Genomic DNA, 26,985 nt, shown 5'->3' with positions numbered 1-26,985 from the left:
GCGAGAAAATGGTGGTCGGCTGCTGCCTGTATAGCTGAAGTCTGCTGCACATCGATCCGAGCGTAAAAACATGCAGCCCGCATGAGCCAGCAGGATATTGCGTCTGCGGCGGGAGCAACTTGAGGAGGGGTGGGTGCACGACTCAGCCGGTTCGTATCCCTGGAGGGTGAACCAGATGGCGGAAGACAGCTGGAGTCGAACCAACCCAGGAGTGGCTGACACCCCTCACCGGGTTTGAAGCCCGGCCGCGCCACCGGGCACGATTGCCTTCCCTGCAACACGCGTGTGTTGGGCAAGATCGCCGATTGTAGCGGCTCTGTTGGGGGGCTGCGGCCAGCCCGGCCGCAGACTCTGAAGTGGCTTACGAGGTCGAGCCTGCCTGCCAGCGCACACCGGGACGCAGTACATGCGTATCGCGCACGCGGCGGGTGTAGCCTACGCGGTCGAAGAACTCCAGAATCTGGATGGCGCGCTTGCGGCCCAGGGCGGTGGCGTCGCGGAACACATGGGCCTGCACTTCGCCGCGTTCAGCTTGCTGCGCCAATTCTGCGGTGAGCGCGGCGAGCGCATCCATCGAGGGTGCGGCATAGAACAAGTCCTTGACCACCTGGAACACCAGACCCTGACGCGAGAGCTTTTTGAGCAGCTGGCGCACCACTTCCTCTCCGGCGCCATGGTCGCGGGCCAGGTCTCGCACCCAGGGCGGGTCAAAGCGGCTTTCAGTGATGGCGGGCAGCAGGCGCTGGGCCAACGCCTGCTCGGCGTCGCTCAGTTGCACGGTGTGGCCGGGCAGGTGCAGCCAAGCGCCGCTGCTGGCGATCTGGCCGGCAGCGATCAGCGCATCGAGCAGGCCATGGTAGAGCGCATCGTGGTGGCCATGCTGCAGCGCAGGCAGGGCCATGCGGCGCAGCCGGGCTGCGTTGATGCCGGGTTCATCGGGTGCCAGTGCATGAAAGCGTTGCAGGGCCTGCAGCAGCTGGTCCTGCAGCGTCTGCCAGGCAGCTTGGTCCACCAGCAGCGCATCGCCGTCGGGCAGTGGCAGCTGGGTGCTGTTCTCTGCAACAGCTGGGATGGCGCTGCCGGTCAGCCGTACCAGCTGCGAGCGTGCCAGGCCCAGCGGGGCTTCGGCTAGCAGCGGGCCGGTGTCGGCGGTGCCAATCCAGTGCGCCAAGGCAGCCAGGTAGGCCATGCGGCTTTCGCTGCGGCGTTTGCGGGCGGGGGCATAGGGGTCGAGCACCATGGCACCGGCAATGGTGCGGTTGGCCTGGGCATTGCGCACGATGACGCGGTCGCCGGGTAGCACCAGCGCCGGTGCATCCAGCACCAGCTGGGCCAGTGCTTCGGTGCCTGGGGTCAGGTCGCCATCCTGCAGCAAGGCGACATGGCCGGTGCAGCGCATGGTGCCCAGGTGCAGGTGTACGGCCGACCATTGCGCCAGCGGTGGCGCATCGGCGAGCAGGTGCAGGCGTACATCGATGCGCTGGGTGGATTGGCGCAGGCGGGCGTCCATGATCCAGTCGCCGCGCGTGATGGCTTCCTTGGCAATGCCTGCCAGGTTAAGCGCGCAGCGCTGGCCGGCCAGGCCCTGAGCGCTGGCCTGGTTTTGCGCATGGATGCTGCGCACGCGCACGGGCGCGCCGCTGGCCGAATGCACGAGGCTGTCGCCTACGGCCACCTGGCCGTTGAAGACGGTGCCCGTCACCACCGTGCCCTGGCCGGGCAGGCTGAAGACCCGGTCCACCGCCAGGCGGAACAGCCCGCCCTGTGCGCGCGGGGGCATGGCCTGGGCCTGCTGGTGCAGGTGCTGGCGTAGGGCCCAGACGCCCGGATCATCGGGCAGCGCGGCTGCGGTTTCAAAGATGGGCGCATCGGCCAGGTTGCTGCGCGCCAGGATGGCGGTGATCTCGTCCCGCACCTCATCGATGCGGGCGCGGGGCACGCGGTCCACCTTGGTGAGGGCCACCGTGCCCTGGCGGATGCCCAGCAGCTGCAATATTTCCAGATGCTCCAGGGTCTGGGGCATCACGCCGTCATCGGCGGCCACCACCAGCAAGGCATGGTCAATGCCCACGGCCCCGGCGGCCATGGTGTGCACAAATTTCTCATGGCCGGGCACATCGATGATGCCCAGCACATCGCCATTGGCCAGCAGGGTGTAGGCGTAACCCAACTCGATCGAGATGCCGCGCGCCTTTTCTTCCTTCAGGCGGTCTGTCTCCACGCCGGTGAGCGCGCGCACCAAGGTGGTCTTGCCATGGTCGATATGGCCTGCGGTGCCGATGATCATGGCTGACCGTCCGTGGCGCTGGTGTCCAGTGCCAGCTGCTGCAGGTTGGCGGCAAAGGCTGCCTGGTCCGCGGCTTCGAGGCAGCGCAGATCCAGCCAGAGCGCATCGTCGCGCAGCCGGCCGATCACCGGGCGCGGCAGCTGGCGCAGCGCGGCTTCCAGCTGCTGCAGCAGGCGCCCGGCGCGTTTGCGCTCTTGGGGGCGCACCACCAGGCCATGGCTGGGCAGGCTTTCGACGGGCAAGGCGCCGCTGCCGATCTGGCTGGTCATCGCGGCGTGCTCCACCCGGTAGTCCGGCCCCAGCAGGCTTTGCAGCGGTGCCTGCAGCGCGATCGCCTGCTGCTGCATGGCGGCAGCCGGGCGGGTGAAGAGGCGCAACGTGGTCAGGCGCTCGGCCAGCTTTTCCGGGTGCAGGTAGAGGCGCAAGGTAGGTTCAAGCGCGGCCAAGGTGAGCTTGCCCACGCGCAGCGCGCGTTTGAGCGGGTTCTTCTTGATCTGGGCGATCAAGGCCTTGCTGCCGACGATGATGCCGGCCTGCGGGCCGCCCAGCAGCTTGTCGCCGCTGAAGGTGACGATGTCGGCGCCGGCCTCGATGGTCTCGCGCACAGTCACCTCATAGGGCAGGCCCCAGTCGCGCATGTCGATCAGGGTGCCGCTGCCCAGGTCCACGATCAGCGGGAGCTGACGCGCATGGGCGATGCGCGCCACATCGGCCTCGGCCACTGACTTGGTGAAGCCGCTGATCGCGTAGTTGCTGCAGTGGACCTTCATCAGCGCGGCGCTGTGCTCGCCCAGCGCCGCTTCGTAGTCTTTCTCATGGGTGCGGTTGGTGGTGCCCACCTCGACCAGGCGGGCGCCGGCGCGCGTCATCACATCCGGGATGCGGAAGGCGCCGCCAATCTCGACCAGCTCGCCGCGCGAGACCACCACCTCCTTGTCGCGCGCCAGGGTGGACAGCACCAGCAGCACGGCGGCCGCATTGTTGTTGACGATGGTGGCCGCTTCGGCGCCGGTCAGGCGGCAGACCAGGTCTTCGACCAGGTCATCGCGGTCGCCCCGGCCGCCGTCGGCCAAGTCGTATTCCAGATTGCTGGGGGTTGCCAGCGCCTGCACCACCGCGTCAATGGCTTCTTGCGGCAGCAGTGCCCGGCCCAGGTTGGTGTGCAGCACCGTGCCGGTCAAGTTGTAGACGGCCTTCAGGCGCGGCGCAAACAGCTGTTGGAGTTTTTGCTCGGCAGCGTCGAGCAAGGCATCGGCACCGTCTGCGCTGCTGCCCGCCTGTGCCAGCCAGCGGCTGCGGGCCTCGCCCAGCGCGGCGCGGATGGCCTGCGTGCACTGGGCCTTGCCATAGCTGTCCAACAGCGCAGCGGTGCGCGGGTGCTGCAGCAGCTTGTCAACAGAGGGCAGGTGGGTCGGTGCATTCATGGGCAAACCAGCTCAAACAGGGGCAGAAATAAAAAAACGATGGGCTGCGGCAGCAGCGCCATCGTCCAGTATGGCATGGTGCCAAAACGTTCAGCTGCTGGGCTCGCGCTCAGTGCAGATCGGGCACGCTGCCATCGGCATCGGCCGCCTGCGGCTCGGCCACGGCCACAAACAGCAGCGGGTTGCCGCTGGCGCGCGAGAACGAGGTCTGCTCGCTCATCAGCAAGTCCAGCATCAGGCTGGCCAGGTCATCGGCCAGCGGCTCGGCCAGCGGGTCTTTTTCCTGGTTGACCAGCTTGCGGTAGCTGCCGCATTCGGTACAGGTTTCGGCCAGCACCACATCCTTGCCGCCTTCCAGACCCTGGTAGCGCACGCCCTTGGTCGATTCGCAATGGCTGCATTTGACGCGCACCATATGCCATTCGGTGGCGCAGCAGCCGCAGTGCAGGTAGCGGTGGCCGGCCATCTTGCCGCCAATGCGCACCACGCCGGCGACGGGCTCGGTGGCGCAGACCGGGCAGATGGTGGCCGGGTCGGTAAAGGGAATATCGGCCAGCCTGAGCTGGCTGGCGCGGGTGGCAAACACCACCTGCAAGGCGGCCATGACAAAAGGCGCCAGGCCCACATCGCGCGCAGCCAGCTCCTTGGTCAGCAGGCGCTTGGCCAGTGCATTGCGGTCGTCGGTGTTGCTGCGTTGCAGCTCGGCAATCAGCGGCTGCAGGGCTGGGGGCAGGCCATCGGCACTGGCCAGTTGGCTCAGCATGCCGTCCAGCACCTGGTGCCAGATGGGGTCCAGGTGGTCAGCGGCGGGCAGCAGTGGCGACGAGAACTGCTGGGCCTGGGCCATGGCCGCTGCATCGGGTGCGGCGACTTGCAGGCCCTGGGCCGCCTTGTGCTGGGCTTCCACCAGCTTGGCGATGAACAGCAGGTAATCCGCAATCGGGTTGCCGTCGGCCAGCTGGCGAATGCGCTGGGCACGGTCAAGAAACAGACTGCTGGTGTTGGGCAGCAGCACGCGTGGAAAACTGGTGTGGTCGAGCGACTCGATCTCACCGGGCTGAAGAATGCGTTGCATACGGGGATTTTCTCAAAAATCAACGCCGATAGTCCTGGCGGGGCTATCGGCGTTGGGGGGCAGGGCGGGGCCGACCCGGGGCAGGGCCGCTTGCCGGGGCATGCCCGGCGAGCGCATCAGGCGCCGTGCTTGGGACGGGCCTGCTTGTCCATGTCCGAGCTGTCGCCCGTCATGCGGCGGTACCACAGCGGATGGTGAAAGCGCGCCCATGCGCGGGTGACCGTGCCACGCGTCATCGCGCGGATCGTGCCCTTGGTCCAGATGGCGGCGTAGATGTGGGCAATGATCAGCCCGATCAGGCCGAAGGCCGACAGTGCATGCAGCAACGCCGCAGCGCGCACCACATTCACCGGCAGGTTCCACCAGGCGCGCCACATCAGCACGCCGGTCACCAGCAGGCCCGCCATGCACAGCACCAGCATCCAGAACAGCGCCTTCTGGCCGCCGTTGTACTTGTCCACCGGTGGCATCTTCTCGTGCTCTCCGTTGACCAGGGCCGGCACGTTCTTGAGCCACTCCACATCGTTCTTGCGAATGATGTTGAGCTGCCAGAAGCGGAAGAACATCAGCACGAAGCCGACGGTCATCACCAGGCCCATGTAGGGGTGCAGGATGCGGGTCCAGGGTCCGCCACCAAACAGGTTCGTCATGAAGAAGAACGAGGGGTGGAAGAAGGCCAGGCCCGACAGGGCCAGCAGCACAAAGCTGATCGCGACCACCCAGTGGTTGACGCGTTCGCCAGCGGTGTAGCGCTGAATATCACGGGTCTTGCTTTTCATCGTCCAGACTCCTCGTGGTGGTCAATGCCCTTTTCCGCACGCGCCCTGGCGGCCTCTTCCTCTTCCAGCTCCTCGGGCACTTCCAGCGGGCCCTTGGTGATGTAGTGGAAGAAGCTGCCGACGGCCGCAACGCCCAAGGCTGCCAGCGCCAGTGGCTTGGCCACACCCTTCCACAGGCTCACCATCGGGCTGATCGATGGATCATCGGGCAGGCCGTGGTAGAGCGAGGGCTTGTCGCCATGGTGCAGCACATACATCACGTGGGTGCCGCCCACGCCTTGCGGATCGTAGAGGCCGGCCTTGTCAAAGCCGCGCTCCTTCAGATCGACAATGCGCTCCTCGGCACGCTCTTGCATGGCGGTCTTGGTGCCAAACATGATCGCGCCGGTCGGGCAGGTCTTGACGCAGGCAGGCTCCTGGCCAACGGCCACGCGGTCCGAGCACAAGGTGCACTTGTAGGCCTTGTGGTCCTTCTTGGAGATGCGCGGGATGTTGAACGGGCAGCCGGTCACGCAGTAGCCGCAGCCCACGCAGTTTTCCTCCTGGAAATCCACGATGCCGTTGGTGTACTGCAGGATGGCACCGGGAGACGGGCAGGCCTTGAGGCAGCCCGGGTCTTCGCAGTGCATGCAGCCGTCCTTGCGGATCAGCCATTCCAGATTGCCGGTGGCTTCGTTTTCGTATTCGGAAAACCGCATCACCGTCCAGGAGTTTTCCGTCAGGTCGGTCGGGTTGTCGTAGACCCCGGCCGCAACCGTGCCCACATCGTCACGCAGATCGTTCCACTCCATGCAGGCGGTCTGGCAGGCCTTGCAGCCGATGCACTTGGAGACATCGATCAGCTTGGCCACCTCGCCGCCATGCGGGCTGCGCACGCTGGGCGATGGGGTGGTGGTGGCGGAGCGGCGCTTGATATCCAATGATTGAAGAGATGACATCGCTGCTCCTTAGATCTTCTCAACCTTCACGAGGAAGGTCTTGAACTCTGGCGTGTTGCTGTTGCCATCACCCACAAACGGGGTGAGGGTGTTGGCAAGGAAGCCAGGCTTGGTCAGGCCCTTGAAGCCCCAGTGGATAGGAATACCCACGTGGTGCACCGTTTTGCCTTCGATCTGCATGGGCTTGATGCGCTTGGTCACCACCGCAGCGGCCTTGATGTAGCCCCGCTTGGAGCTGACCTTTACCATCGCGCCCGTCGCAATCCCGATCTCCTTGGCCAGCGCCTCGCCAATCTCGACGAACTGCTCGGGCTGGATGATGGAGTTGAGCAACGCGTGCTTGGTCCAGTAGTGGAAATGCTCCGTCAAACGGTAGGTCGTGCCCACATGCGGGAATTCGTCCGCCTTGCCGAAGGTCTCCCAGATGGCCGGGAAGACGCGGGCTGCCGGGTTGCTGACGGCCTTGTCGTTCTTCGGGTACATCGGGTTGTAGCCCAGCGGGTTGTCGAATGCCTCGTAATGCGTCGGGAACGGACCTTCGTTCATGCCCTTGCGGGCAAAGAAGCGTGCCACCCCTTCCGGGTTCATGATGAACGGACCGGTGCCGGTCTCGGGCGCGATGGTCGGGCCGTAGTCCGGCACGTCAGCGCCGCCCCAGGTCTTGCCGTTCCACTTGACCAAGGTGCGGTTCGGGTTGAACGGTTTGCCTTCCAGGTCCGCCGATGCGCGGTTGTACAGCACGCGGCGGTTGGCCGGCCAGGCCCAGGCCCAGTTCAGCGTATTGCCGATGCCGGTCGGGTCGCTGTTGTCGCGGCGGCCCATCTGGTTGCCCGCCTCGGTCCAGCTGCCTGTCCAGATCCAGCAGCCACTCATCGTGGAGCCATCGTCACGCAGCTCGCCAAAGCCGGACAGCTGCTGGCCGGCAGGGCGCAGCACCTTGCCATCGGGCGCGGTCAGGTCGGTCAGCGCCCGGCCGTTGTACTCCTTGGCGATTTCCTCGGACGAAGGGTGCGCAGGCTGCGCATAGGGCCACCACAGGTTCTGGATCGGGTCCGGGAACTTGCCGCCATCCTTCTGGTAGGCCGCCTTCATGCGCAGGTGCAGGGCCGACATGATCGCGATGTCGGTCTTGGCTTCACCCGGCGGCTCGGAGGCCTTCCAGTGCCACTGCAGCACACGCGACGAGCTCACGACTGCGCCATCCTCTTCTGCGAAGCAGGTGGTGGGCAGGCGGAACACTTCGGTCTGCACCGATGCCGTGTCGATGTCGTTGTGCTCGCCGTAGTTCTTCCAGAACTCCGAGGTCTCGGTGGCCAGCGGGTCCATCACGACCAGGAACTTGAGCTTGGCCAGACCGTCGCGCACGCGGCTCTTGTTGGACAACGCCGCCAGTGGGTTGAAGCCCTGCGCGATGTAGCCGTTGACCTTGCCTTCGTTCATCAACTCGAAGATCTGCAGCATGTCGTACTGCTTGTCGAGCTTGGGCAGGTAGTCATAGGCCCAGTTGTTGTCCTTGGTGGCCGCCGGTCCCCAGAAAGCCTTCATCAGGCTCACATGGAACTTGGGATAGTTCTGCCAGTAGCTCATCTGGTTGGCACGCAAAGGCTTTTGCGTGCGCGCGTCGATGTACTTCTGGTAGTCCTGCTCACCCTGGTTGGCCAGGGTCAGGTAGCCCGGCAGTGCGTTGGACAGCAGGCCCAGGTCGGTCAGGCCCTGGATGTTGGAGTGACCGCGCAAGGCGTTCATGCCGCCACCGGCGACACCGATATTGCCCAGCAGCAGCTGGACCATGGCGCCGGTACGCAAGATCTGCGCGCCGATCGAGTGCTGGGTCCAGCCCAGTGCGTACAGGATGGTGGCTGCGCGGCCAGCCTGTGCCGTCGATGCGAGCTTTTCGCAGACGTGCAGGAACTTGGCCTGGGGCGTACCGCAGACGCTCTCCACCTTCTCAGGCGTGTAGCTGGCGTAGTGGCGCTTGAGCCATTGGTAGACGCAACGCGGGTGCTGCAGGCTCGGGTCGGTCTTGACGTAACCGTCCTCGCCCAGCTCGTAGTCCCAGCTGGCCTTGTCGTAGGTGCGCTTTTCGGGGTTGTAGCCCGAGAAGATGCCCTCGTCGAACGCAAAGTCTTCCCGCACGATGAACGTGAAGTCGGTGTAGTTGCGCACGTACTCGTGGTGGATCTTGTCGTTCGTCAGCAGGTAGTTGATCACACCGCCGAGGAAAACAATGTCCGAACCGGAGCGGATAGGGGCGTAGAAATCCGCCACCGAAGCCGATCGGTTAAAGCGCGGGTCGACCACCATGAAGTGAGCCTTGTTGTGCTCCTTCGCCTCGGTCACCCATTTGAAGCCGCAAGGGTGGGCTTCAGCGGCATTGCCGCCCATGATCAAAATAACGTCCGCGTTCTTGATGTCGACCCAATGGTTCGTCATCGCTCCACGGCCAAACGTCGGGGCAAGACCTGCCACCGTCGGGCCGTGTCAGACACGGGCTTGGTTGTCGAACGCCAACATGCCCCAAGAGCGGGCCACTTTGTAGGTGATGTAACCGGCTTCGTTGCTGGAGGCCGAGGCGGCCAGCATGCCGGTCGAGGTCCAACGGTTCACCGTCAGGCCATCATCGGTCTTCTCGAGGAAGTTCGCATCGCGATCGTCCTTGAGCAGCTTGGTGATGCGGGTCAGGGCCTCATCCCAGGACAGGCGCTTCCACTCGTTGGAGCCGGGCGCACGGTATTCGGGGTAGAGCAGGCGGTTGGGGCTGTGGACGATGTCCAGCAGCGATGCGCCCTTGGGGCACAAGGTGCCGCGGTTGACGGGATGGTCGGGGTCGCCTTCGACGTGGATCACCGAGAGCTTGGCGTTCTTGCCGCCATCGCCCAGCGAGTACATCAAAATGCCGCAGCCAACAGAGCAATACGTGCAGGTTTGCCGTGTCACTGTGCTGCCGACCAGCTTGTACTGACGAACTCCGGCAAGTGCGGTGGCGGGCGAGAAGCCCATCACCGCCAGGCTGGAACCCGCCAGAGTCGAACCAGTCACTTTCATGAACTGGCGTCTGGAGAATTGCACCATGGGGTGTCCTTTCAATGAAGGATGCTTGTTTTCTATGCTTACGACACAAATTGTAGTCTTCTCCCTCTGAAAGCAGAATAGTTGGGCATTCCGGGTATTCGGCATGTTTGACAAATTGGTAAAAGGCGAGCGAATAACGTCCTCGCCATAAATACCAATACATTTCACAAACTTGCATGGAATTGTGAATAATATGCTTTATGAATTTCTTGCGGCCTGAATCCAAGGGGGAGACCATGGACCACCAAGACGCGGCTGCGCGCCGCCCCTTTTTGCTCTGGGCACTGTCGGCGTCGGCACTGCTGGCTGGCTGCAGCTCCGCGCCGCCGCGCAGCGCGCGGCAAGAGGGCGGCCAGCGCACGGCGGGTGGTACAGGGCCTTCGCCCCGGGTCGATACCGGCGTGGTGCCCGTTAACCTGGGTTTGAGTGGTGAGCTGCGTGAGGCGCTGTATGCGCGGGTCATGCTCGTCGTCAACACGCCCTACACCTATGGCGGCAACACCCCCGAAGGCGGCTTTGACTGCAGCGGCCTGATCCAGTATGCGATCCAGGGCATCACCACGCGCCGCCTGCCCCGCACCACGGCGCAATGGGCAGGGGTGAGCGCCGAGATTGACCGGCGTGACCTGCAGCGCGGCGATTTTGTGTTCTTCAACACCATGGGCGCGCGCTACTCGCACATGGGCATCTATGCGGGCAACAACCAGTTTGTGCATGCGCCGTCGAGCGGCGGTGTGGTCAAGACGGTGAGCCTGGCCAATCCGTATTTCTCGCGCCGCTTTACCGAAGCCCGCACGATTTTTGACGCTTGATCTTATTCATCGGCCAGATAACTGACGCTGGCGTGGTGAAGGTCTAGCGCCAGGCGTAGGCACCCCAGGGGTGTGATGCATCCTGCAGCCAGTGCTGCAATTCCTCCGGGCTGATGCTGCGGCCCAGCGCATCCGAGCGGCCCTTGGCCACCCACTGCGCGCGGCCCTGGATATAGGCCGTACCCAACGCCTGCCAACTGCCAAAACAATCACGCGCCCGCGCGGCATTGAGCTGCAACAGCTGCCACTGCTGCTCGGGGCTGATCCAGCCCAGCATGGCGGCGGTGCGCACAAAAAAGCTGGCGCGCACGCAGGCAAAGGCCATCGCGGCACGCGCATCGTCACCGGCTTGCAGCCGCTCCACATCCAGGCACCACCAGCGCGTGCGCATGCGCTCAGGCAATTGCGCGCGCACCTGGGCATCGTCCAGATCGGTGCGCAGCCCAAAGGCATGCAAGGCCATGGGCCGCAACGATGCTGCCAGGCCGGTGGTGGGCGAGGGCATCGCACTGTCGGCAAAGCCATCCTTGAGCGCATGGAAGGCCATCGGGTGCGCCAGCGCCAACGCCCAGTTCTGCTCGGGCCTGAGCAGGTAATGCCCCAGCGGTCCTGACCGCGCGGGCGCCTGGCTGCCCCATTGCCGGCGAAAGGCGCGTACGCATTGCCACACCAGCCACAGCCCGATGCCTGCCACCAGGATCTGGATCATCGCTGCGCCTCCGGCGGCGTGCCCGGCGCTGCTTTGGCTGGCGCCTTGCCTGCCTGCTCCAGGCTGTAGGCCAGCGCAGGCGGCAGCGCTTGGCCGGCCAGCAGGCTGCTGTCATGCGCGGCGGCCAGCCACTGCACCAGGGGCGAGGCCTGGGGCACATGGGCTAGCAGCCGGGGCTGGCGCTGCCACAGCTGCAAATGCTCGGCCTCGCTGTGCAGGCTCTCCACCGCATGCCAGCCCGGCTGGGCGCCGGTGGTGCGTAGCAGGCGCATGCCCAGCGCATCGTCGGGCGTCTCTTCGCTGGTGTCCAGATGGTTCAAAAAGGCGATGACGTCGGCGCGGTAGCGGTCCACCGGCGGGCGGTTCTGCTTGCCCTTGATCTGGTCGATGCGCAGGCGCCCATCGGGCTGCAGCCAGGCATTGATGGTGATGCGCGGCTGGCCCTGGCCGGTGCGGTAGCTGAAGATGCGCATGCGGCCTTGCTCGCAGCCCTCGGCATAGTGCTCGCCATAGCCGCCGCTGAGCTGGCGGCGGTTGGCAAACTGGCCCAGGCAGTGGCGCATCATCTGGCTCTCGTAGGCCATCTCTTCGCGCAGCACGCCGCTGCCGGGCAGCAGCTCGACAAAGGCCCCCTGGCTGCCTTGCCACAGCGTCTGCACCGCATGGGGCTGGTGCTGGCGCCAACCGGCCAGTTGCTGGGCCTCAAAAGCCTGGTGCTCTTGCGCCCAACGCTCCAGCGCCTGCGGGCAGTTGATGCGCGCGAGCTTGCCTTCCAGCGAGGTGCCCTGGCGCGACCGCAAGAACTCCAGCAGCCGGCGCTCCAATGCCAGCACGCTGTCATGGGCAGGGCTGATCCACCACAGCGCCTGGTCGGCAGGCGATGCCTCGGGCCCGGTCTTGCGGGCCAGCAAGGCCAGCGCCCAGGCCGGTGCGCCGGCGGCATAGCGCTGCTGCAGCGCTTCGGTCGTGCTGATGGCCTGCACTGCCTCGGGCGGCGTGTTGAAGTTGCCCACCAGGTAGCGGTAGAAATGGTTCTGCAGCCAGGCGGCTATTTCAGGCGTGTCACCACGCTCGCGGCTGCGCGCGATGATGCGGGCCTTGAGTTCGGGCGCATTCACCACATTGCGCGCCAGGTACACCGTGCTTGTGCGCATGGAGGGGCTTACCAGAACTTCCACCAGGGCCTGCCGCCGCCCGCACCGGGCGCGGCAGTGATCAGCTGGGCGTTGAGCTTGTCGATCGTGGTCTGCAGCTTTTCACGCTCGGCCGGGTCATCGGCCCGTGAACAGGCCAGCGCCTTTTGGTAGATCTGCATCGCTTGCTGGTCCGTGCCCGAGGTCTGCATCGCATCGCCTGCGCGGCGCAGCAGGTAGGGATTCTGGCGCTGCTCCAGCTCGGGCAGCAGCGCCTGCAGGCGTGGCAGCACCTCGGCGCCATGGGTGGCCGAGTAGTAGTCCAGCTGGTTCAGCAGGCTGCGCAGATAGTCATAGCGCTCGCTGCGCTGCTCGTCCTCGTCGAGCTGGCTCCACCACTCGTCCAGGCGCTCCAGCCAGATGCTGTTTTCCACATTGCGGTCTTGCTGGTAGAGCGCGTAGGCCACCTTGGGGAAGTAGTCGCAGGGACTGTGGCGGCTGTAGCCATTGTCCTGGCTGTAGTGCCACAGCTGCTCGGCCGCGGGTATGAGCTGCGCGTAGTTGTCGCTGTCGATATGGGTGGAGACGATGCCGTTGTAGTGCTCGGCAAAGGGGCTGGTTGCGATGCCCTTGGCATGCAGGGCCAGCGCGCCGTCGTAGTTCTCGTCGTTGTAGCGGTACTTGATGGCCAGGTTGTTGCAGAGCATCGAGTAGTCGTGCAGGTTGCCATCCTTGTAGCTGCCCTGGCCGGTGGCAAACCAGTGTTCGAAGCGGGCCTGGCCCGTCTCGTAGTAGTGCTTGATCCAGCGCAGCAGCTCGTCATAAGGCCAGTCGGCGGGCAGCTCCTCGCCCTCGCCGCCGATGGCCTTCATCAGTTCTTCGTCGTCGTCCAACTGCACGCCCATTGCATAGCACCAGCTGCCGCTGTCGCAGCGGATATAGGGCGACTGCAGCGCGCTGGCGAGGCCCGCCACGCGGGCGCGGCAGACAAACAAACGGTAGGCCAGCTCGCCATTGGCGTACTGGGGACGCTCGGCCAGCGTCTCCAGCAGCGGCAGGGCTTGCGCATAGTCCTGCTGCTCAAACAGATGGTTGCCCTGCAGCAGGCGCCACATCGGGTGGTTGAGCGACTGCTGCTGCACCAGCGCGCTGTAGTGCGCAAAGGCCTGCTCGGCATCCATGTCGGCGGGCAGGAATTCGGCCAGGTCCTCGTCCTTGGCGGCGGCCATCAGGGTCAAAGCCCAGTAGGGTGCGCCATCCGATTCAGCCAGGTGGGCCAGTGCCTGGCGGCAGGCGGCTTCGCGCGATCCGGGGCGGCTGTGCAGGGTGCTCTCAAAGCACATGTGGGCGGCTTCGGGCAGGCGGGCGGCCTGCACCAGCCAGTCGATCAGCAAGGCGCTGCTGCTGTCATCGCTGTCGCGCACCAGCGCAAAGCGGCCTTCCTGGCCTTTGCTGATGGCGGCATCCAGCGCGCCTTGCTGGTGCAGGCTGGCAGCGGCCAGGCGTGCCAGCTGGGCCCGGGTATCGCGCCAGGCGGCGGGCGATGCGTTGCTGGGCAGGCTGGCCAGGGTCAGTTCGCTGTGCTGGGCCAGTGCATCGGGCGCCAGCGCAATGATGTCCTCGCCCAGCAGCAGCCAGTCGTCGGTGTCAATGTCCTGGCCCGCTTCTGCGCGCTGCAGCTTTTGCAGCGCATAGTGGCCCAGGTCGCGGGCCGCCGTGCTGTTGCCCTTGGCCGCTTCGATGCGGCCCAGGCGCGTGGCCAGCATGGCATCGTCCCAGGCGCGCAGCTGGGCGCGGTCGGCCTGCTGGCTTTTGTACTGGTGTTGTTTGCGGTAGATCTGCTCTTGCAGGTCCAGTGCCTGGGCCTGGTGGGCGTGGCGCGCCAGGTGGCGCCAGGCACGGTCGGGGTCGCCCAGCGCGCCGGCCTGGTCCACGGCCGCCATCGCCTGCGCGATCACGTCGCGGTACTGTTCGCGGGGCAGGTCGGGCACATCCTCAGCGGCATCGGCCTGCAGCATGGCCATGGTGACGGCGGCATCGCGCTGGGCGTCGGCGGTCAGCTCCTGCAGCAGGCGGGCCTGGTGCTGCTGCACGGCAGCCAGAGCCTGGGCCGGCTGGCCGGCCATGCTCCACAGCCGGTAGACGCGGCGCAACTGGTCCAGGTCCTCGGGCTCCAGCGCGCGCGATGCCAGCTGCTGGGCGGCTGCGGCCTGGCGGGCAGGCCATTCCTGCGTCTCGTCCTCGGTGTTGAACAGGGTATCAACATGGTCCAGAAAGGCGTCAAGCGCCTCGCTGCGCAGTGCGGTGGACGGGTCGGACACGGATGCCATGGTGATGCTGCCTTTCTAGTTATGGCGCATCCCTCATGCGCCCCCTGCATGCTAACGGGCCCCAAGGCGGGTGTGGCCTTTGCGGGCCATAAAAGCAGGTCAGAGGGCCATTTTCTCCGTGTTTGCAGCGGCTGACCAGCGCAGCATCAGCATGCCGGCGATGCACTTTAGTGGGTGATCAGCACTTCACCGCGCAGCGTATAGGTCATCGTCTCGGTGATGCGCACATCGACCATCTGGCCGATCAGGCGCTCCTGGCCGGGGAAGTTGACCACGCGGTTGCACTCGGTGCGGCCCATCAGTTCGCCGTTGTCGCGCTTGGACTTGCCTTCCACCAGCAGGCGCTGCACGGTGCCCAGGCGCTCATCGCTGATGGTCTTGATATTGTGGTTGATGACAGCCTGCAGCTCCTGCAGGCGGCGCAGCTTGACCTCGTAAGGCGTGTCATCGGGCAGGTTGGCGGCAGGGGTGCCAGGGCGGGGGCTGAAGATGAAGCTGAACGAGTTGTCAAAGCGCACATCGTCGATGAGCTTCATCATTTTCTGGAAATCTTCCTCCGTCTCGCCGGGGAAGCCGACGATGAAGTCGCTGCTCATCGCCAGATCGGGGCGGATGGCGCGCAGCTTGCGCACCGTGCTCTTGTACTCCATGGCGGTGTAGCCGCGCTTCATGGCCATCAGGATCTTGTCGCTGCCGTGCTGCACGGGCAGGTGCAGGTGCGATACGAGCTGGGGGATCTTGGCATAGGCCTCGATCAGGCGCGGCGTAAACTCATTGGGGTGGCTGGTGGTGTAGCGGATGCGCTCGATGCCGGGGATCTCGGCCACGTACTCCAGCAGCAGCGCGAAGTCGGCAATCTCGGCCGTATCCCCCATCTTGCCCAGGTAGGCATTCACGTTCTGGCCCAGCAAGGTGATTTCCTTGACGCCTTGCGCAGCCAGGCCAGCCACTTCGACCAGCACATCCTCAAACGGGCGGCTCACCTCTTCGCCCCGCGTGTAGGGCACCACGCAGTAGCTGCAGTACTTGGAGCAGCCTTCCATGATCGACACAAAGGCCGATGCGCCTTCGACTCGGGCGGGTGGCAGGTGGTCGAACTTCTCGATCTCGGGGAAGGAGATGTCGACCTGCGGCTTGGCCTTGGCCGCGCGGGCATTGAGCAGCTCGGGCAGGCGGTGCAGGGTCTGGGGGCCAAACACCACATCCACATAGGGCGCGCGCTTGATGATCTCGGAGCCTTCCTGGCTGGCCACGCAGCCGCCCACGCCAATCAGCACACCTTTTTCCTTCAGGTGCTTGATGCGGCCCAGGTCGGAGAACACCTTCTCCTGCGCCTTCTCGCGCACCGAGCAGGTATTGAAGAGGATCAGGTCGGCCTCGTCCATGTCCTGCGTGGGCTCGTAGCCCTGGGCGGCGCCCAGCACATCCGCCATCTTGTCCGAGTCGTACTCGTTCATCTGGCAGCCGAAGGTTTTGATAAATACTTTTTTGGACATGGTGCAAATCTCGTGGGGGCCCAGGGGCTGCGCTTGCAGGCCTGAAGGAATACCGAAATAGGGCAGAAAGCCAGGCGCCAGGCGGGCGCACTGCTGCCTAAGGGGGATGCGCAGGTCGCCCCGCCGGGCTGGACCGCTGCGGTCAGCCCATGCGGCGGCGCCAATGCGCCTTATTTAAAGAGTCCGCTCCAGAAGCCGTTGTCGGCGCGGTCGCGTTTGAGGGCGGCTTCTTCGCTGTTCAAGATCCAGGCGGCATGCACGCGGCCGCTGGTTTTCTCGATCACATAGTTCACCGTCAGCTTCTGGCCCAGCACGGTGTTGGGGCGTATCGTGGTGTTGCGCGGGTTGTAGAGCTTGAACGCGGGAGCGAGGCCCACGGACTGGCCATCGATGGTGGCCTGGCTTGTGCTGGTGACCACCAGGTCACCACGCAGCGCCTGGGGCGGAAAGGCGCGGACGGGGCCCTGGAATGGGGCAAAGGTGGCGGTCTGTGCCAGGCTGGGCAGGGCGCTGATGCCGCCCAGAGCCAGGGCCAATGCGGCAAGGCTGGCGCGCGTGGCGCGTCGCAGGCGGAGGTGGGTGGTGTGGGGTGTTGTGCAGCGGTTCATGGTGTATATCCAGGGGCTGGAGGCCGCATTCTACAAACACCGGCGGTGCCGCAGTCCGGCACTGGGGCAAGCTGGGCCTAGCCGGCGGGCGCCTGGGTGCTGACGACGAGGCCGGCCAGTACCAGCGCGATGGCTGCCAGCAGCGCCGGTGACGGCAGGCGCTGGTGCAAGGCCAGCTCCAGCAGCGCGGCAGTCACGGGGCCCAGTGCCTGGAAGGCAATCACCAGTGATGCCTCCAGTCGGCCCAGCGCCCACAGCAGGCTGAAATAGCCCAGCCCGCTCGACAGGCCGATGAAGACCATATGGCCCCATTGGGTGGCCGAGAACACCGGCCAGAGCGTTTGGCCCTGCCAGCCGCCATACAAGGCCAGAAACAGCACCGATGCCGCCATCGCCAGGCAACTGGTGGGCAGCGCCGGGTAGCGCTGCATATAGGGGCCGTAGAGGATGCTGGTGGCCGCGCCGACCAGGGTGGCCGCCAGCAACGCGGCCATGCCGGAGCCGGCCTGCAGGTCCAGGCCGCCCGCTGCGCCACCGCCCCCCATCAGCAGCACCGCGACGCCACCCACTGCCAGTGCCAGGCCTGCCAGCCTGCGGGTGCTGAAGGCCTCGCGCCTCGACAGCGCTGCCAGGCACCAGGTGAACAAGGGCATGGTGGCAAACACCAGTGCGCAAGTGGAGGCGGGCAGGCGTGCTAGCGCGTGGTTGAGCAGCAGAATCAGCACTGCAAACTGCGCCACGCCCAGCAAGGCAATGGCCAGCGCATCGCCGGCGCGGTAGCGCGGCCAGGTGACGAACAGCGCCGGGCCGGCCAGAATGGCCAGCCCGATGGCATAGCGCAAGAATGCCAGGCTGGCCGGCGATGCGGCGGGCGACAGCACGCTGGTGGAGACCATGGCCGCGCCCACCAGCATGCCGGTGGTGGCGGCCGCCCACAGCGCTGGCTGGCGGGCCTGCATGGCAGGCCTAGGCGCTGTGCAGGCGGCGGCTGAACTGCTGCTCCACCACGGTCGAGCCCCATTGCTGGCCAGCTTCTTCATGCACCAGCACAAAACCCAGCGATTCGTAGAGCCTGCGCGCCGCGTCCAGCCCCTGGAAGGTCCACAGTTCGGTGCTGGCAAAGCCGCGCTGGTCGCAAAAGGCGAGGGCCTGCGTCAGCAGCTGGCGGCCTATGCCACCGCCACGGCAGCCATCGTCCAGAATGAACCAGCGCAAATGCGCCTGGTTGTTGCCCAGGTCCTGGCCGTCGATCGCGACGGAGCCGACGATGCGCTCGTTCTGCACCGCCGTCCAGATCTGGTTGCAGGGCTCGCCCAGGCGGCCGCTGAATTCGGCAAGGCCCGAGGCGACCTTGCTTTCAAAGAAGGCGCCAAAGCCCCAGTGCCGGGCATAGAAAACCGCATGCATCTCCGCAATGCGGCCGATCGCACCCGCGCGGTAGCCGCTGTGGATCTGGATGCTGGTGGTGGCTGCGCTGGCGGAGCTGGCTTTGCCTGCCGCACTGCCCAGCCGGTGCGCCTGCAAGGCCTGGGCATAGGCGGTCAAGCCCTGCGCCACCGCCTGTTGCAGCGAGGGGTTGAGCTGCGCCAGCGCGCTGCGCACCTGTGTTTGGCCGTAGGCGTGTATGCCCGCTACCGTGCGTTGGCCTTGCGCTGACAGCTGCAATTGCTTGGCGCGCGCATCATCTGCGCAGGGCTGCTCCTGCAGCTCGCCGTTGGCGATGAGCTTGGCCACCATGCGGCTGACGCTGGATTTGTCCAGCCCCAGAAACTCTGCCAACTGGGCGGCGGTGAGATTGCCATGCGCATCGATTTCCAGCAACGCATGGACCGCAGACGCCGAGTAGGGCGTGGCCGCCAAGGTGTTGGCCATAAAACCCAGCTCCCGCACCATCGTGCGGGAGGCGCTGCGGATGTCGTTGACCAGGGGGGTGTCGGCTGCCATACGTTGCTCCAGTAGTTGGTTGCAATATACATCCATATGGTTGTATGGTGCAACTTTTTTGGAGGGGGTGTCTACCGCACCCGGCATCCACAGCGCTCAGGCGGCATCCAGCCGGTAGCTGGACACGGCCAGCCCACCCATGAAGGCGTCCTCGTGGTAGATGCGCATGGCGCGGTCGGCCTCGGCGGCACCGACGGCCACCATCAGCGGCAGCAAATGCTCTTCGCGCGGATGGGCAATGCGGGCCGCAGGGGCGTCCTCCCAATCCAGCAGGCGCTGGCTGCGGCTGGCGCTGTCCACCTGCAGCATGGTCTCGGCCAGCCAGTCGTCAAAGGCCTTGGAGGGCACTCGGGCCTGCGGGCCAAAGGCGCGCAGGTTGTGGTACGACAGGCCGCTGCCGATGATCAGCACATCCTCATCGCGCAAGGCGGCCAGTGCGCGGCCCAGCGCCAGGTGTTCGGCGGGGTCCAGGCCCCGGCGCAGCGACAGCTGCACCACCGGCACCTGGGCCTCCGGGTAGATCGCGGCCATCGGCGAGAACATGCCGTGGTCATAGCCGCGCTCGGCGTCCTGCTCCACGGCAAGGCCGGCTTGGGCGAGCAGGCCCGCCACGCGCTCGGCCAATGCTGGCGATCCCGGTGAACGGTAGTGGATCTGGTAGGTATGGGCCGGGAAACCGCCGTAGTCATAGATCATGCCGGGTTGGGGCGTGGACTGCACGGTGAAGCGATCGGCCTCCCAGTGGGCGGACACCATCAGGATGGCGCGCGGTGTGCGGCCGATCTGGCGCGGAATATCGGCCAAGGAGGCCGCCAGCTGCGCATAGTAGTCATGCATCTCGGGCATCCAGGGCCAGGGGCCGCCGCCGTGCGAGATAAAGTACACGGGCAGGCGGCTGCCGCTGTTGCTGGCCGGGGCGGTGGGGGTGGTCATGGTCATATGGAAAACTCCTTGTCTCCACTGTAGTAGCTGCCCAAAAGGAAACCAAGTAGCTAAAATGCAGCAGTTGATTTCCTGTTGAGAAACTATGGACCAGCTCATCAGCATGCAGGTGTTCCAGGCGGTCGTGGACAACGGCAGCTTTGCCCAGGCCGGCGAGCGCCTGGGCATCTCGGCGCCGATGGTCAGCAAGCATGTAGCCCAGCTGGAGCAGCGCCTGGGTGCGCGTCTGCTCAACCGCAGCAGCCGCCATGTCAGCCTGACCGAGGCGGGCCAGCGCTGGTATGCGCAAAGCAGCCTGGCGCTGGAGATGCTCGATGCCGCCGCCCAGGAGATCGGCCAGAACAACCAGGCCCCCAGCGGCCAGCTCAAGATCAGCGCGCCGGTCTGGTGCGCCACCCCGCAGATGGCGCGCATCCTGGCACGCTACCGCGCCCGTTATCCGCAGGTGCTGGTCGACATCCATTTGGACAACCACAAGATTGACCTGGCCACCGCCGGCTACGACATGGCCTTGCGGGCCTCGTCCGACCCCGCGCCGCATCTGATTGCCCGCCCGCTGTGCCAGGTGCCCTTCTACCTGGTGGCCAGCCCCGCTTACCTGGCGCAGGCCGGCTCGCCCCAGCAGCCTGCCGACCTGGCCCAGCATCTTGGAGTGCTGCCCAGTTATGTGTCGCTCAGCCCCCTGCAGTTGAGCCAGCCCGGTGGCCGCAGCGCGCCGATGAATGTGCAACCGGCCTTGCTGTCCGATGACTCCAATCTCAGCCTGCATGCGGTGCGCGCCGGCATGGGCCTGGGTTTCCTGCCGTCGTGGCTGGTGGAGGACGATCTGCGCAGCGGCCAGCTGCAGCGGGTGCTGCCGCAGTGGGATGCGCTGACGGTGACCCTGTATGCGATCTACACCAGCCGCCGCTATCTGGCGCCCAAGGTGCGCAGCTTTATCGATTGCCTGTCGCAGGAGTTGGGTGGTGCGGGCAGCGGCGCAGCCGACTAGCTGGCGTGGCGGAAAGTAAGGTTGATTCTTTGCCCGTCCAGCAGCGGATGGGCCACCGGGCTGGCTCCCTCCTTGACCGGCATCACCCCGTGGTAGCGCATGCGGTCCACGCCGCCCCAGACCACCACATCGCCATGCTGCAGCGGCAGCTTTTGCGTGGCGTCGGCGCGCTGGTCGCCGCCCCACAGAAAGATGGCAGGCAGGCCCAGTGACACCGACACGATGGGGTGGCGGGCATCACCTTCGTCCTGATGCAGGGTCAGGCGGGTGCCGACGGAGTAACGGTTGATCAGGCAGGCATTGGGCGCAAAAGGCGGCAGGTCGGCGGCTTCTGCCGCCTGCGCAGCCAGCGCTGCAAAAGCCGGTGGCATCGGCGGCCAGGGTTGGCTGCTCAACGGATCGGTTGCGGTGTAGCGGTAGCCGCGCTGGTCGCTGTACCAGCCGAAATCGCCGCAGTTGGTCATCGCCACCTGCATCTGGCGGCCGCCGGGCGTGCGCAAATGCCGAAACGGGGCCCGCTGCACAAGTTCCTGCACCTGGCGGAGCAAGTCATTCTCCCAGCGCAGCGCAAAGCCGCGCAGCACACAGGCCTGGCGGCCAATGGCAATGCGCTCCCAGGGTGGCTTGCCCTCGTCGGCGGTGGGGCTGAACAGGTCTTGCATGGGGCTATTGTGGCCGCAAAGATAGAGGGCGGCAGCCGTCAGGAGTGACGCGCCAGGGTTTTGCTGCGTAAGCTCCACGCCAGACCATCTGCGATGGCGATTTGTGTAGCCCGGCCTGAGGTGCTATTCATTCGACCTCCAAATCAATCTCCTGAATCAGCTTTGCAAAACGTGCGTGCTCTGTAGCATGGTGGGCTTTGAATGCTTGGCGAGCCATGTTCCGCTCAAGGATCGCGCCCAGGCCTCGGGTGATATCCAAGAAGCTCTGTGGCGCCATGGCTATTGAGCATGTTGGCGCGCACCGCTCTCATCACCGATGCGGGTTTGCCCGCCAGGGCGTAAGTGCCCAAATAGCGTATTGGCATCAAAGCCCGGTAAACCGCTTTCAGCAGGGGAGGGATGTGGGGGTAGAGGGAGCCCAATAGCCGGGAAGCTGAGCGTTCCCGCCTCCCCCTGCTTGAAGCCGGGCCTGGGTCGAACCAGTACTGGAGTTGTCCGCTGAGCGCTCTGGACGGTATCGACTCTGGCTCTTTGTCAGATCATTTCTCCTGCCCGATGAGGCGAGCCTTCCGGTCTTGGGGGCATTAAAACAACGCACTAGGTTTGGCTTGGAGATAGCTGATGAAATCTTGCACGCTGTTGTTTACGACCACGGGCTGGCATGACTCCTGGCTCTTTGTCGGCAAGATCGCGCGTCCCATCGCACCAGCTCTGCGACCGGGGGCGAAACTGACGACCAAGCGCTTAGGGCGTTCCGGCTAAGGCTGCGCCTGCGCAGACGGTGTCAGATCAACATCACGCCCAGGAGGGCCAGAGCGGCACAGCCTTTGGCCATCAAGGCTGGCAGCGCCCGGTTAGCGCTGCTCGGTAAGCGCGCTCATTGATCGGGGTGTGCATCCATCTTCTCCTTGCTGTGTGGAGCCTTGCTCAGTCTAGCTTGATGTTCGCGGCTCGAATGACCTGTCCCCAGCGCGTTTTCTCGGAGCGCCAGAACGTACGCATCTGTTCGGGCGTACTGGGTAAGGCCTCAAGAGCCAGCGCTTCGAAGCGGGCCTGCATGGCTGGGGTCTTCAGGGTGTCCTGTAAAGCCGTGGACCAGGTCTGAACGGTGGCCTCATCTGTGCCTTTGGGCGCGACCAGCCCTTGCCAGGCAAAGACTTCGAAATTGGCCAGACCTTGTTCGATGAGCGTCGGCGTCTGGGGCAGGCTCTGGAGCCGCTGAGTACTTGCCACGCCGATCGCACGGACCTTGCCTGGGTGGATGTGGGGCAGACCTGCAGCGCTATCTACCAGCATGAAAGGGACTTGGCCACCGATGACATCCAGCATGGCTGGGCCGGCACCTCGGTAGGGCACATGGGTCATCTTCAATCCCATTTCCTGTGACAGCAGTTCGGTGGCAAGGTGATGCGGCGTGCCCAAGCCGGGTGTTCCATAGCTGAGCTTGTCGGGATTGGCCTGAGCCCAGGCCTTGAACTCCTGGAAGTTGGAGACCGGCAACGCGTTGTTGACTACCAGCAGCATGGGAAACCGTGCCAGCAGGCCGATCGGGACGAAATCCTCCTCGGCGTTGTAGGTGAGCTTGGGAAAAAGGTGCGGATTGGATGCAAGGGTTGCAAAGTCAGCAGTGAAAACAATATTGCCCTGGTCGCGCGAGCGTGCTACGTAGTCTGCGGCAATATTGGTGCCGGCGCCGGGCTTGTTGACTACGACAATGTTGCGCTGCAGAGGTTGGGACCAGGCTTCAGCCACACTGCGGGCTACGGCGTCTGAGCCTCCGCCCGCAGCAAACCCCACTACCCACTCTATAGGTTTTCCAGAAACAGGTTGGGAGTAGGCCGTACCGAGCATCAGTTGCATGCCGCAAGCCGCGCTTGCTTTCAAAAAGGTTCTACGCATGGGGTCTCCTGGTTAACGGGCTTTTGAACCAGTGCCTGCCCAGACACTGCAAGGCTGACGGAATCGCGCCGCTATGAACTGCGTTGCTCTGTCAGGCGGATGAGCTGGTGGAGCATGGCATTCAAAGGGGTGGCAACGCCGTGTCGTTGGGCTGCATGTATTACCGCGCCATGGATCGAGTCTGTCTCGGTCGGGCGCGCGGCGAGCAGGTCTTGCAGCAGCGAGGGTTGGTGGCCGACATGGTGGTGCAGCGCATCTTCCACCGTGGCATGGATGCGTGGCACATCGACCGCTATTCCGTTGGCGGTGGCGACTGTCACGACCTCTGCGAGGACTTGGTAGATCAGATCGCGGCCTAAAGGGCAGGCCAGCCCATCTACGGTTTGGCGCGTGATGCCACACAGGCCATTGAAGGCGGCATTAAAGGCCAGCTTCTCCCAGATGGCGGTCTCTACCTGAGGGTCTATCTGACTTTGCAAGCCTGCACGGTTGAGGTCGTCACAAAGGTCCTGAAAGCCGGCGCCGATCTGCCCGCTGCGAGGCATCATGCGAATCTTGCCGCTGCCCAGCGAGTGCACCTGGCCTGCACCCAGCAATCGGGCTGGCCATGTTGTCACGCCCACCGCAATTTGCTGGGCAGCGGCAAAACGGTGAAGGGTCTCGATGTGGCCTATGCCGTTTTGCAGGCTCAGCAGCAAGGTATTAGGTCCTATCAGGTGGCTAATGCTCTGTAGCGCACTTTCGGTGTGTGCTGACTTGGTGAACACCAGCCATCTTGCGAGAGGCTGTACCAGTTCATGGGCTTGCAAGGCCTGTACCCGAGCGCGTAGCACCCCTTGGTCAGTCTCACAGCGCAAGCCTTGTTCGCGTATGGTTTGGAGCAAGCCTTGGTTGACATCCACTAAGGTGACAGGGATGCCCGCGCAGGCCAGCCGGGTGCCAAACAGCGTACCCATGGCGCCAGCCCCCAGAATGCCGATGCTGGCTGATGCCGGTGCTTGTTCTATCTTCAAAGTTAATCTCCCAAAAATAGGGTGACGAGATCAGGCCACCGCGACCTCGATCAGCGTGACACGGGGGGTTATGCAAAGCGTCTGTCAGAATTTCCCGCAGGCTGCTTGCTTCGGTAATTTGTATGGCGCCGCAGCCTTATCCTTTGGGCAGACCAACGAAGTCGATGCCAGGCAGTGCTGTGCCTGCGGCGTTCTCGCCCAATCGGTAGCCGAAGACCTTGGAGAAGTCTTGCAGTGCCGCGTAGCGTCGGTTTTTGAAGAGGATGCAGGTGACCGGCCACTGCGGCTGTGCCGCGCTCCATAGGGCCTGAATGGCATACGCGGCAGAGCCATCGCCGATGTCCCAATGATCTTCTTGTGGTGCTTTGCCTGCGCGATGCCCGCCATTGCGGCATGGCCTGTGGTTTGGACATAGCCATCCGCCATACCGATCACCACGGTTTGCTGCCGGCCCCATATGTACGAAAAGCCCTCAGGAGCGTTACGCAGCATCAGCAGCTCCGTGACGCCGGAATTACCGAGGATATGCGCCACACCCCAGCCGTGCAGCATTTCGACGACTGCATGGCGCGCGGTGAAAACCTCGGCAATTTGCGCTTTGGGGCTGATGCTGGCATGCAAAAAATTCTCCTTGGGTGAGAGACACCGGGTTGTGGTGCTGTTGGTGGCAATCCTGCCTGTAGGTGAAATCATCAGCAATTGAATAATCTATCTAAGAGATATAAGCGTTATGGATATATCTGGCCTCGGCCTCCATCTTCCGCGCGTCATCGATGCCGTGTTTTCGTCACGGCAGCGTCAGCCGTGCTGCTTGAGCGCTGGATTTGTCTCAGCCAGCAGTCGGCCAGGCGACGACACGGCCGTGAGATGTGCTGGAAGATTCTTTGTTTGAGCGTATACACGGCGGGGTGCGGCCAACACCACATGGCTAGCGCTTGGCCCCGGCTGTGCGATCAGCGCTGACCATGCTGGAGATGGCCCTGGCAGAGACCCGCAGCTTTGATCCGCCGCAGGCCAGCAAGCGATTTTGAATCCCTTGAGTGAGCTCGGTGCGGCGCGTCTTCTGCCCCCGCTGCTGCATGCGCTACTCCAGCCGGCTCCTCATGTGCAGCTGCAGACTCTGCCCCCTCCTGCCAATGGCCGGGATTGCGGTCAGATCCCTGTGTTGTGCTGCTGCGCTAGGGGCTTTCAGTGCTTGATGGCTTGAATAGCCAGCCGTTGGGGCCATGCCGGCCGCAGTCTATGGATTTCGCCACTATTTTGGGCGAGGTTGGCCTCATGTGGTGGCCGGGGCTGACTTGCCTGAAAGCAGTGCCGACCTGTCGTTGCGCGGGAGCTGGCGCTTTGAGCGCGAGCCCGCCAACCCATGGCTCTGGGCGTGAGTTCGGCAAGTGTTTTATAGGGATCGATGAGAGTGACACCTTTCCCCCTTGGCTTTTATGCAGCACTGCCGCTGCATCGGTATTCGGGCAGAGGGCCCCCAGGCCAAGCACGCTGCGGCCTCTTTCAAAATGAAAAGCTCCCAACGCGCATTGGCTTGGGAGCTTGAATGTGGTGGTCGTAGTGGGACTTGAACCTACGACATCAGCATTATGAATGCTGCGCTCTAACCAACTGAGCTATACGACCGACGGGCTCCATTGTAGAGGCGGATGGGCGGCGTGCTGGGCGCTTGCGGAGACTTTTTCAGCCATCAAAACGGATGCGCCAAAGAGAAAAGCCGCAGTGATTGTGCAATCACTGCGGCTTGAAACCTGGTGGTCGTAGTGGGACTTGAACCTACGACATCAGCATTATGAATGCTGCGCTCTAACCAACTGAGCTATACGACCGGCAGAACGAAATTATATACCGAAAATTTGGCCTGGCGATCAATGTTGCCAGGTTTTGTCAAAACTGGGTGATGGAGCGGGGCCGTTGCTGTGCGTTCCCAGGCCCGTTGGCCTGGCGCCCACGGCACCGTCACGTCGATCAGCTGTTGCTGAACTGGGCCTGGCGCTTGTTGACGAAGGCGTCCATGCCTTCCTTCTGGTCGTTGGTGGCGAACAGCGCATGGAACAGGCGGCGCTCGAACATCACGCCGTCGTTGAGGCTGCCCTCAAACGCACGGTTCACCGATTCCTTGGCGGCCATCACGGCCAGCTGCGAGAAGCCGCTGATGATGATGGCCGCGCCCAGCGCTTCTTCCATCAGCTTGTCGACCGGCACCACGCGGCTGACCAGGCTGGCACGTTCGGCCTCGTCGGCATTCATCATGCGGCCGGTGAGGGCCAGGTCCATGGCCTTGGCCTTGCCCACGGCGCGCGGCAGGCGCTGCGTGCCGCCGGCGCCGGGGATGACGCCCAGCTTGATCTCGGGCTGGCCAAAGCGGGCGTTGTCGGCGGCAATGATGAAATCGCACATCATCGCCAGCTCGCAGCCACCACCCAGTGCATAGCCGCTGACGGCGGCAATCACCGGCTTGCGGATGCTGCGGATCGCCTCCCAGTTGCGGGTGATGTAGTCGCCACCATAGGCATCGGCAAAGCTGTACTTGGCCATCGCGCCAATGTCGGCACCGGCGGCAAAGGCTTTTTCGCTGCCGGTGATGATCATGCAGCCAATGTTCTTGTCGGCATCAAAGGCCTTGAGCGCCTCACCCAGCTCGTTCATCAGCTGGTCGTTCAGCGCGTTCAGCGCCTTGGGGCGGTTCAGCGTGATGATGCCAACCTTTTCGGCTTCGACGCGCACTTCGATCATTTCATAGGCCACGGTCTGTCTCCTTGGGTTTGTGGGGCAGCAGCGGCCTGCTGGCGCCCGCATGGTCGACAGGCATCCTACACCAAGCAGGCTGTTGCGGCGCAGCAGCCTGCACAAGATGGCGCTTTTTGG

The 26,985-nt window shown here is 64.4% G+C and carries 21 protein-coding genes and 3 tRNA genes; 2 read left to right on the top strand and 22 right to left on the bottom strand.

Going from position 1 to position 26,985, the window contains the following annotated elements:
* Positions 1 to 176: 176 nt before the first annotated feature.
* The 7 genes from LPW39_RS19675 to fdnG form a co-directional block, all read right to left on the bottom strand.
* A tRNA-Sec gene (locus LPW39_RS19675) sits at positions 177 to 272 on the bottom strand.
* Between the two features lie 89 nt (positions 273 to 361).
* Positions 362 to 2,287 (bottom strand): selenocysteine-specific translation elongation factor, encoded by a 1,926-nt coding sequence (gene selB / locus LPW39_RS19670; RefSeq protein ID WP_230778993.1) that lies wholly within the window; start codon positions 2,285 to 2,287, stop codon positions 362 to 364.
* A complete protein-coding gene (gene selA / locus LPW39_RS19665) occupies positions 2,284 to 3,711 on the bottom strand; it encodes an L-seryl-tRNA(Sec) selenium transferase (protein ID WP_230778991.1) in 1,428 nt (475 codons plus the stop codon). Before selA ends, selB begins: the two co-directional genes overlap by 4 nt.
* 109 nt (positions 3,712 to 3,820) lie before the next feature.
* Complete coding sequence (gene fdhE / locus LPW39_RS19660; RefSeq protein WP_230778989.1) at positions 3,821 to 4,786, bottom strand: formate dehydrogenase accessory protein FdhE; 966 nt, start codon at positions 4,784 to 4,786, stop codon at positions 3,821 to 3,823.
* Between the two features lie 116 nt (positions 4,787 to 4,902).
* Positions 4,903 to 5,565, bottom strand: a complete 663-nt coding sequence (locus tag LPW39_RS19655) for a formate dehydrogenase subunit gamma (RefSeq protein WP_230778987.1) — start codon at positions 5,563 to 5,565, stop codon at positions 4,903 to 4,905.
* Positions 5,562 to 6,503: a formate dehydrogenase subunit beta gene (gene fdxH, locus LPW39_RS19650; protein WP_230778984.1), complete on the bottom strand. Its 942-nt coding sequence runs from the start codon at positions 6,501 to 6,503 to the stop codon at positions 5,562 to 5,564. The genes LPW39_RS19655 and fdxH overlap by 4 nt, the downstream gene beginning before the upstream one ends.
* 9 nt (positions 6,504 to 6,512) lie before the next feature.
* Complete coding sequence (gene fdnG, locus LPW39_RS19645) at positions 6,513 to 9,575, bottom strand: formate dehydrogenase-N subunit alpha (RefSeq protein WP_230778981.1); 3,063 nt, start codon at positions 9,573 to 9,575, stop codon at positions 6,513 to 6,515.
* Positions 9,576 to 9,811: 236 nt separating this feature from the next.
* On the opposite strand from fdnG, the gene LPW39_RS19640 reads away from it, so the two are divergent.
* Positions 9,812 to 10,387 carry a C40 family peptidase gene (locus LPW39_RS19640; protein ID WP_230778978.1) on the top strand — a complete coding sequence of 192 codons (576 nt, stop codon included), beginning with the start codon at positions 9,812 to 9,814 and terminating at the stop codon, positions 10,385 to 10,387.
* Between the two features lie 43 nt (positions 10,388 to 10,430).
* Here LPW39_RS19640 and LPW39_RS19635 read toward each other — a convergent pair whose 3' ends face one another.
* From LPW39_RS19635 to LPW39_RS19600, 8 genes are all read right to left on the bottom strand, one after another.
* Positions 10,431 to 11,096, bottom strand: a complete 666-nt coding sequence (locus LPW39_RS19635) for a DUF1266 domain-containing protein (RefSeq protein ID WP_230778975.1) — start codon at positions 11,094 to 11,096, stop codon at positions 10,431 to 10,433.
* A complete protein-coding gene (locus LPW39_RS19630; RefSeq protein WP_230778972.1) occupies positions 11,093 to 12,250 on the bottom strand; it encodes a hypothetical protein in 1,158 nt (385 codons plus the stop codon). Before LPW39_RS19630 ends, LPW39_RS19635 begins: the two co-directional genes overlap by 4 nt.
* 8 nt (positions 12,251 to 12,258) lie before the next feature.
* A complete protein-coding gene (locus tag LPW39_RS19625) occupies positions 12,259 to 14,559 on the bottom strand; it encodes a hypothetical protein (protein WP_230778970.1) in 2,301 nt (766 codons plus the stop codon).
* Between the two features lie 167 nt (positions 14,560 to 14,726).
* Positions 14,727 to 16,055, bottom strand: a complete 1,329-nt coding sequence (gene miaB, locus LPW39_RS19620) for a tRNA (N6-isopentenyl adenosine(37)-C2)-methylthiotransferase MiaB (RefSeq protein WP_230778967.1) — start codon at positions 16,053 to 16,055, stop codon at positions 14,727 to 14,729.
* Positions 16,056 to 16,225: 170 nt separating this feature from the next.
* On the bottom strand, positions 16,226 to 16,663 hold the full coding sequence (locus LPW39_RS19615; RefSeq protein WP_230778964.1) for a hypothetical protein: 438 nt from the start codon (positions 16,661 to 16,663) through the stop codon (positions 16,226 to 16,228).
* A 77-nt stretch (positions 16,664 to 16,740) separates the two neighbouring features.
* Entirely contained in the window at positions 16,741 to 17,622 is an 882-nt protein-coding gene (locus tag LPW39_RS19610; protein WP_230778961.1) for a DMT family transporter, read from the bottom strand.
* Between the two features lie 7 nt (positions 17,623 to 17,629).
* Complete coding sequence (locus LPW39_RS19605) at positions 17,630 to 18,607, bottom strand: bifunctional helix-turn-helix transcriptional regulator/GNAT family N-acetyltransferase (protein WP_230778958.1); 978 nt, start codon at positions 18,605 to 18,607, stop codon at positions 17,630 to 17,632.
* 96 nt (positions 18,608 to 18,703) lie between these two features.
* Positions 18,704 to 19,546: a DODA-type extradiol aromatic ring-opening family dioxygenase gene (locus LPW39_RS19600; protein WP_230778956.1), complete on the bottom strand. Its 843-nt coding sequence runs from the start codon at positions 19,544 to 19,546 to the stop codon at positions 18,704 to 18,706.
* 88 nt (positions 19,547 to 19,634) lie between these two features.
* On the opposite strand from LPW39_RS19600, the gene LPW39_RS19595 reads away from it, so the two are divergent.
* Entirely contained in the window at positions 19,635 to 20,540 is a 906-nt protein-coding gene (locus tag LPW39_RS19595) for a LysR family transcriptional regulator (protein ID WP_230778953.1), read from the top strand.
* Here the strand turns inward: LPW39_RS19595 and alkB are convergent.
* The 7 genes from alkB to LPW39_RS19560 form a co-directional block, all read right to left on the bottom strand.
* Positions 20,537 to 21,202, bottom strand: coding sequence for a DNA oxidative demethylase AlkB (gene alkB / locus LPW39_RS19590; RefSeq protein ID WP_230778949.1), 666 nt, complete (start codon positions 21,200 to 21,202; stop codon positions 20,537 to 20,539). The genes LPW39_RS19595 and alkB overlap by 4 nt on opposite strands.
* 927 nt (positions 21,203 to 22,129) lie before the next feature.
* Positions 22,130 to 23,101 (bottom strand): Bug family tripartite tricarboxylate transporter substrate binding protein, encoded by a 972-nt coding sequence (locus LPW39_RS19585; protein WP_230778947.1) that lies wholly within the window; start codon positions 23,099 to 23,101, stop codon positions 22,130 to 22,132.
* Between the two features lie 71 nt (positions 23,102 to 23,172).
* Positions 23,173 to 24,114 (bottom strand): ketopantoate reductase family protein, encoded by a 942-nt coding sequence (locus LPW39_RS19580; RefSeq protein ID WP_269075896.1) that lies wholly within the window; start codon positions 24,112 to 24,114, stop codon positions 23,173 to 23,175.
* A gap of 84 nt (positions 24,115 to 24,198) precedes the next feature.
* Positions 24,199 to 24,735 (bottom strand): thiamine pyrophosphate-binding protein, encoded by a 537-nt coding sequence (locus tag LPW39_RS23670; RefSeq protein ID WP_230778941.1) that lies wholly within the window; start codon positions 24,733 to 24,735, stop codon positions 24,199 to 24,201.
* Positions 24,736 to 25,666: 931 nt separating this feature from the next.
* Positions 25,667 to 25,743, bottom strand: a tRNA-Met gene (locus tag LPW39_RS19570).
* Positions 25,744 to 25,869: 126 nt separating this feature from the next.
* Positions 25,870 to 25,946: transfer RNA gene (locus LPW39_RS19565), tRNA-Met, on the bottom strand.
* Between the two features lie 139 nt (positions 25,947 to 26,085).
* Positions 26,086 to 26,865: an enoyl-CoA hydratase gene (locus tag LPW39_RS19560; RefSeq protein WP_230778938.1), complete on the bottom strand. Its 780-nt coding sequence runs from the start codon at positions 26,863 to 26,865 to the stop codon at positions 26,086 to 26,088.
* Between the last annotated feature and the right edge of the window lie 120 nt (positions 26,866 to 26,985).

Origin of the sequence: Comamonas koreensis, from assembly GCF_021026195.1 — a bacterium.
Taxonomy (GTDB): Bacteria; Pseudomonadota; Gammaproteobacteria; order Burkholderiales; family Burkholderiaceae_C; genus Comamonas; species Comamonas koreensis.
This window is presented reverse-complemented; position numbering and strand designations above follow the sequence as displayed.

Bases quoted from the DNA above. Each gene is read 5' to 3' on its own strand.
- selB (WP_230778993.1), bottom strand. From the start codon at position 2,287: ATGATCATCGGCACCGCAGGCCATATCGACCATGGCAAGACCACCTTG.
- selA (WP_230778991.1), bottom strand. From the start codon at position 3,711: ATGAATGCACCGACCCACCTGCCCTCTGTTGACAAGCTGCTGCAGCAC.
- fdhE (WP_230778989.1), bottom strand. From the start codon at position 4,786: ATGCAACGCATTCTTCAGCCCGGTGAGATCGAGTCGCTCGACCACACC.
- LPW39_RS19655 (WP_230778987.1), bottom strand. From the start codon at position 5,565: ATGAAAAGCAAGACCCGTGATATTCAGCGCTACACCGCTGGCGAACGC.
- fdxH (WP_230778984.1), bottom strand. From the start codon at position 6,503: ATGTCATCTCTTCAATCATTGGATATCAAGCGCCGCTCCGCCACCACC.
- LPW39_RS19640 (WP_230778978.1), top strand. From the start codon at position 9,812: ATGGACCACCAAGACGCGGCTGCGCGCCGCCCCTTTTTGCTCTGGGCA.
- LPW39_RS19635 (WP_230778975.1), bottom strand. From the start codon at position 11,096: ATGATCCAGATCCTGGTGGCAGGCATCGGGCTGTGGCTGGTGTGGCAA.
- LPW39_RS19630 (WP_230778972.1), bottom strand. From the start codon at position 12,250: ATGCGCACAAGCACGGTGTACCTGGCGCGCAATGTGGTGAATGCGCCC.
- LPW39_RS19625 (WP_230778970.1), bottom strand. From the start codon at position 14,559: ATGGCATCCGTGTCCGACCCGTCCACCGCACTGCGCAGCGAGGCGCTT.
- miaB (WP_230778967.1), bottom strand. From the start codon at position 16,055: ATGTCCAAAAAAGTATTTATCAAAACCTTCGGCTGCCAGATGAACGAG.
- LPW39_RS19615 (WP_230778964.1), bottom strand. From the start codon at position 16,663: ATGAACCGCTGCACAACACCCCACACCACCCACCTCCGCCTGCGACGC.
- LPW39_RS19610 (WP_230778961.1), bottom strand. From the start codon at position 17,622: ATGCAGGCCCGCCAGCCAGCGCTGTGGGCGGCCGCCACCACCGGCATG.
- LPW39_RS19605 (WP_230778958.1), bottom strand. From the start codon at position 18,607: ATGGCAGCCGACACCCCCCTGGTCAACGACATCCGCAGCGCCTCCCGC.
- LPW39_RS19600 (WP_230778956.1), bottom strand. From the start codon at position 19,546: ATGACCATGACCACCCCCACCGCCCCGGCCAGCAACAGCGGCAGCCGC.
- LPW39_RS19595 (WP_230778953.1), top strand. From the start codon at position 19,635: ATGGACCAGCTCATCAGCATGCAGGTGTTCCAGGCGGTCGTGGACAAC.
- alkB (WP_230778949.1), bottom strand. From the start codon at position 21,202: ATGCAAGACCTGTTCAGCCCCACCGCCGACGAGGGCAAGCCACCCTGG.
- LPW39_RS19585 (WP_230778947.1), bottom strand. From the start codon at position 23,101: ATGCGTAGAACCTTTTTGAAAGCAAGCGCGGCTTGCGGCATGCAACTG.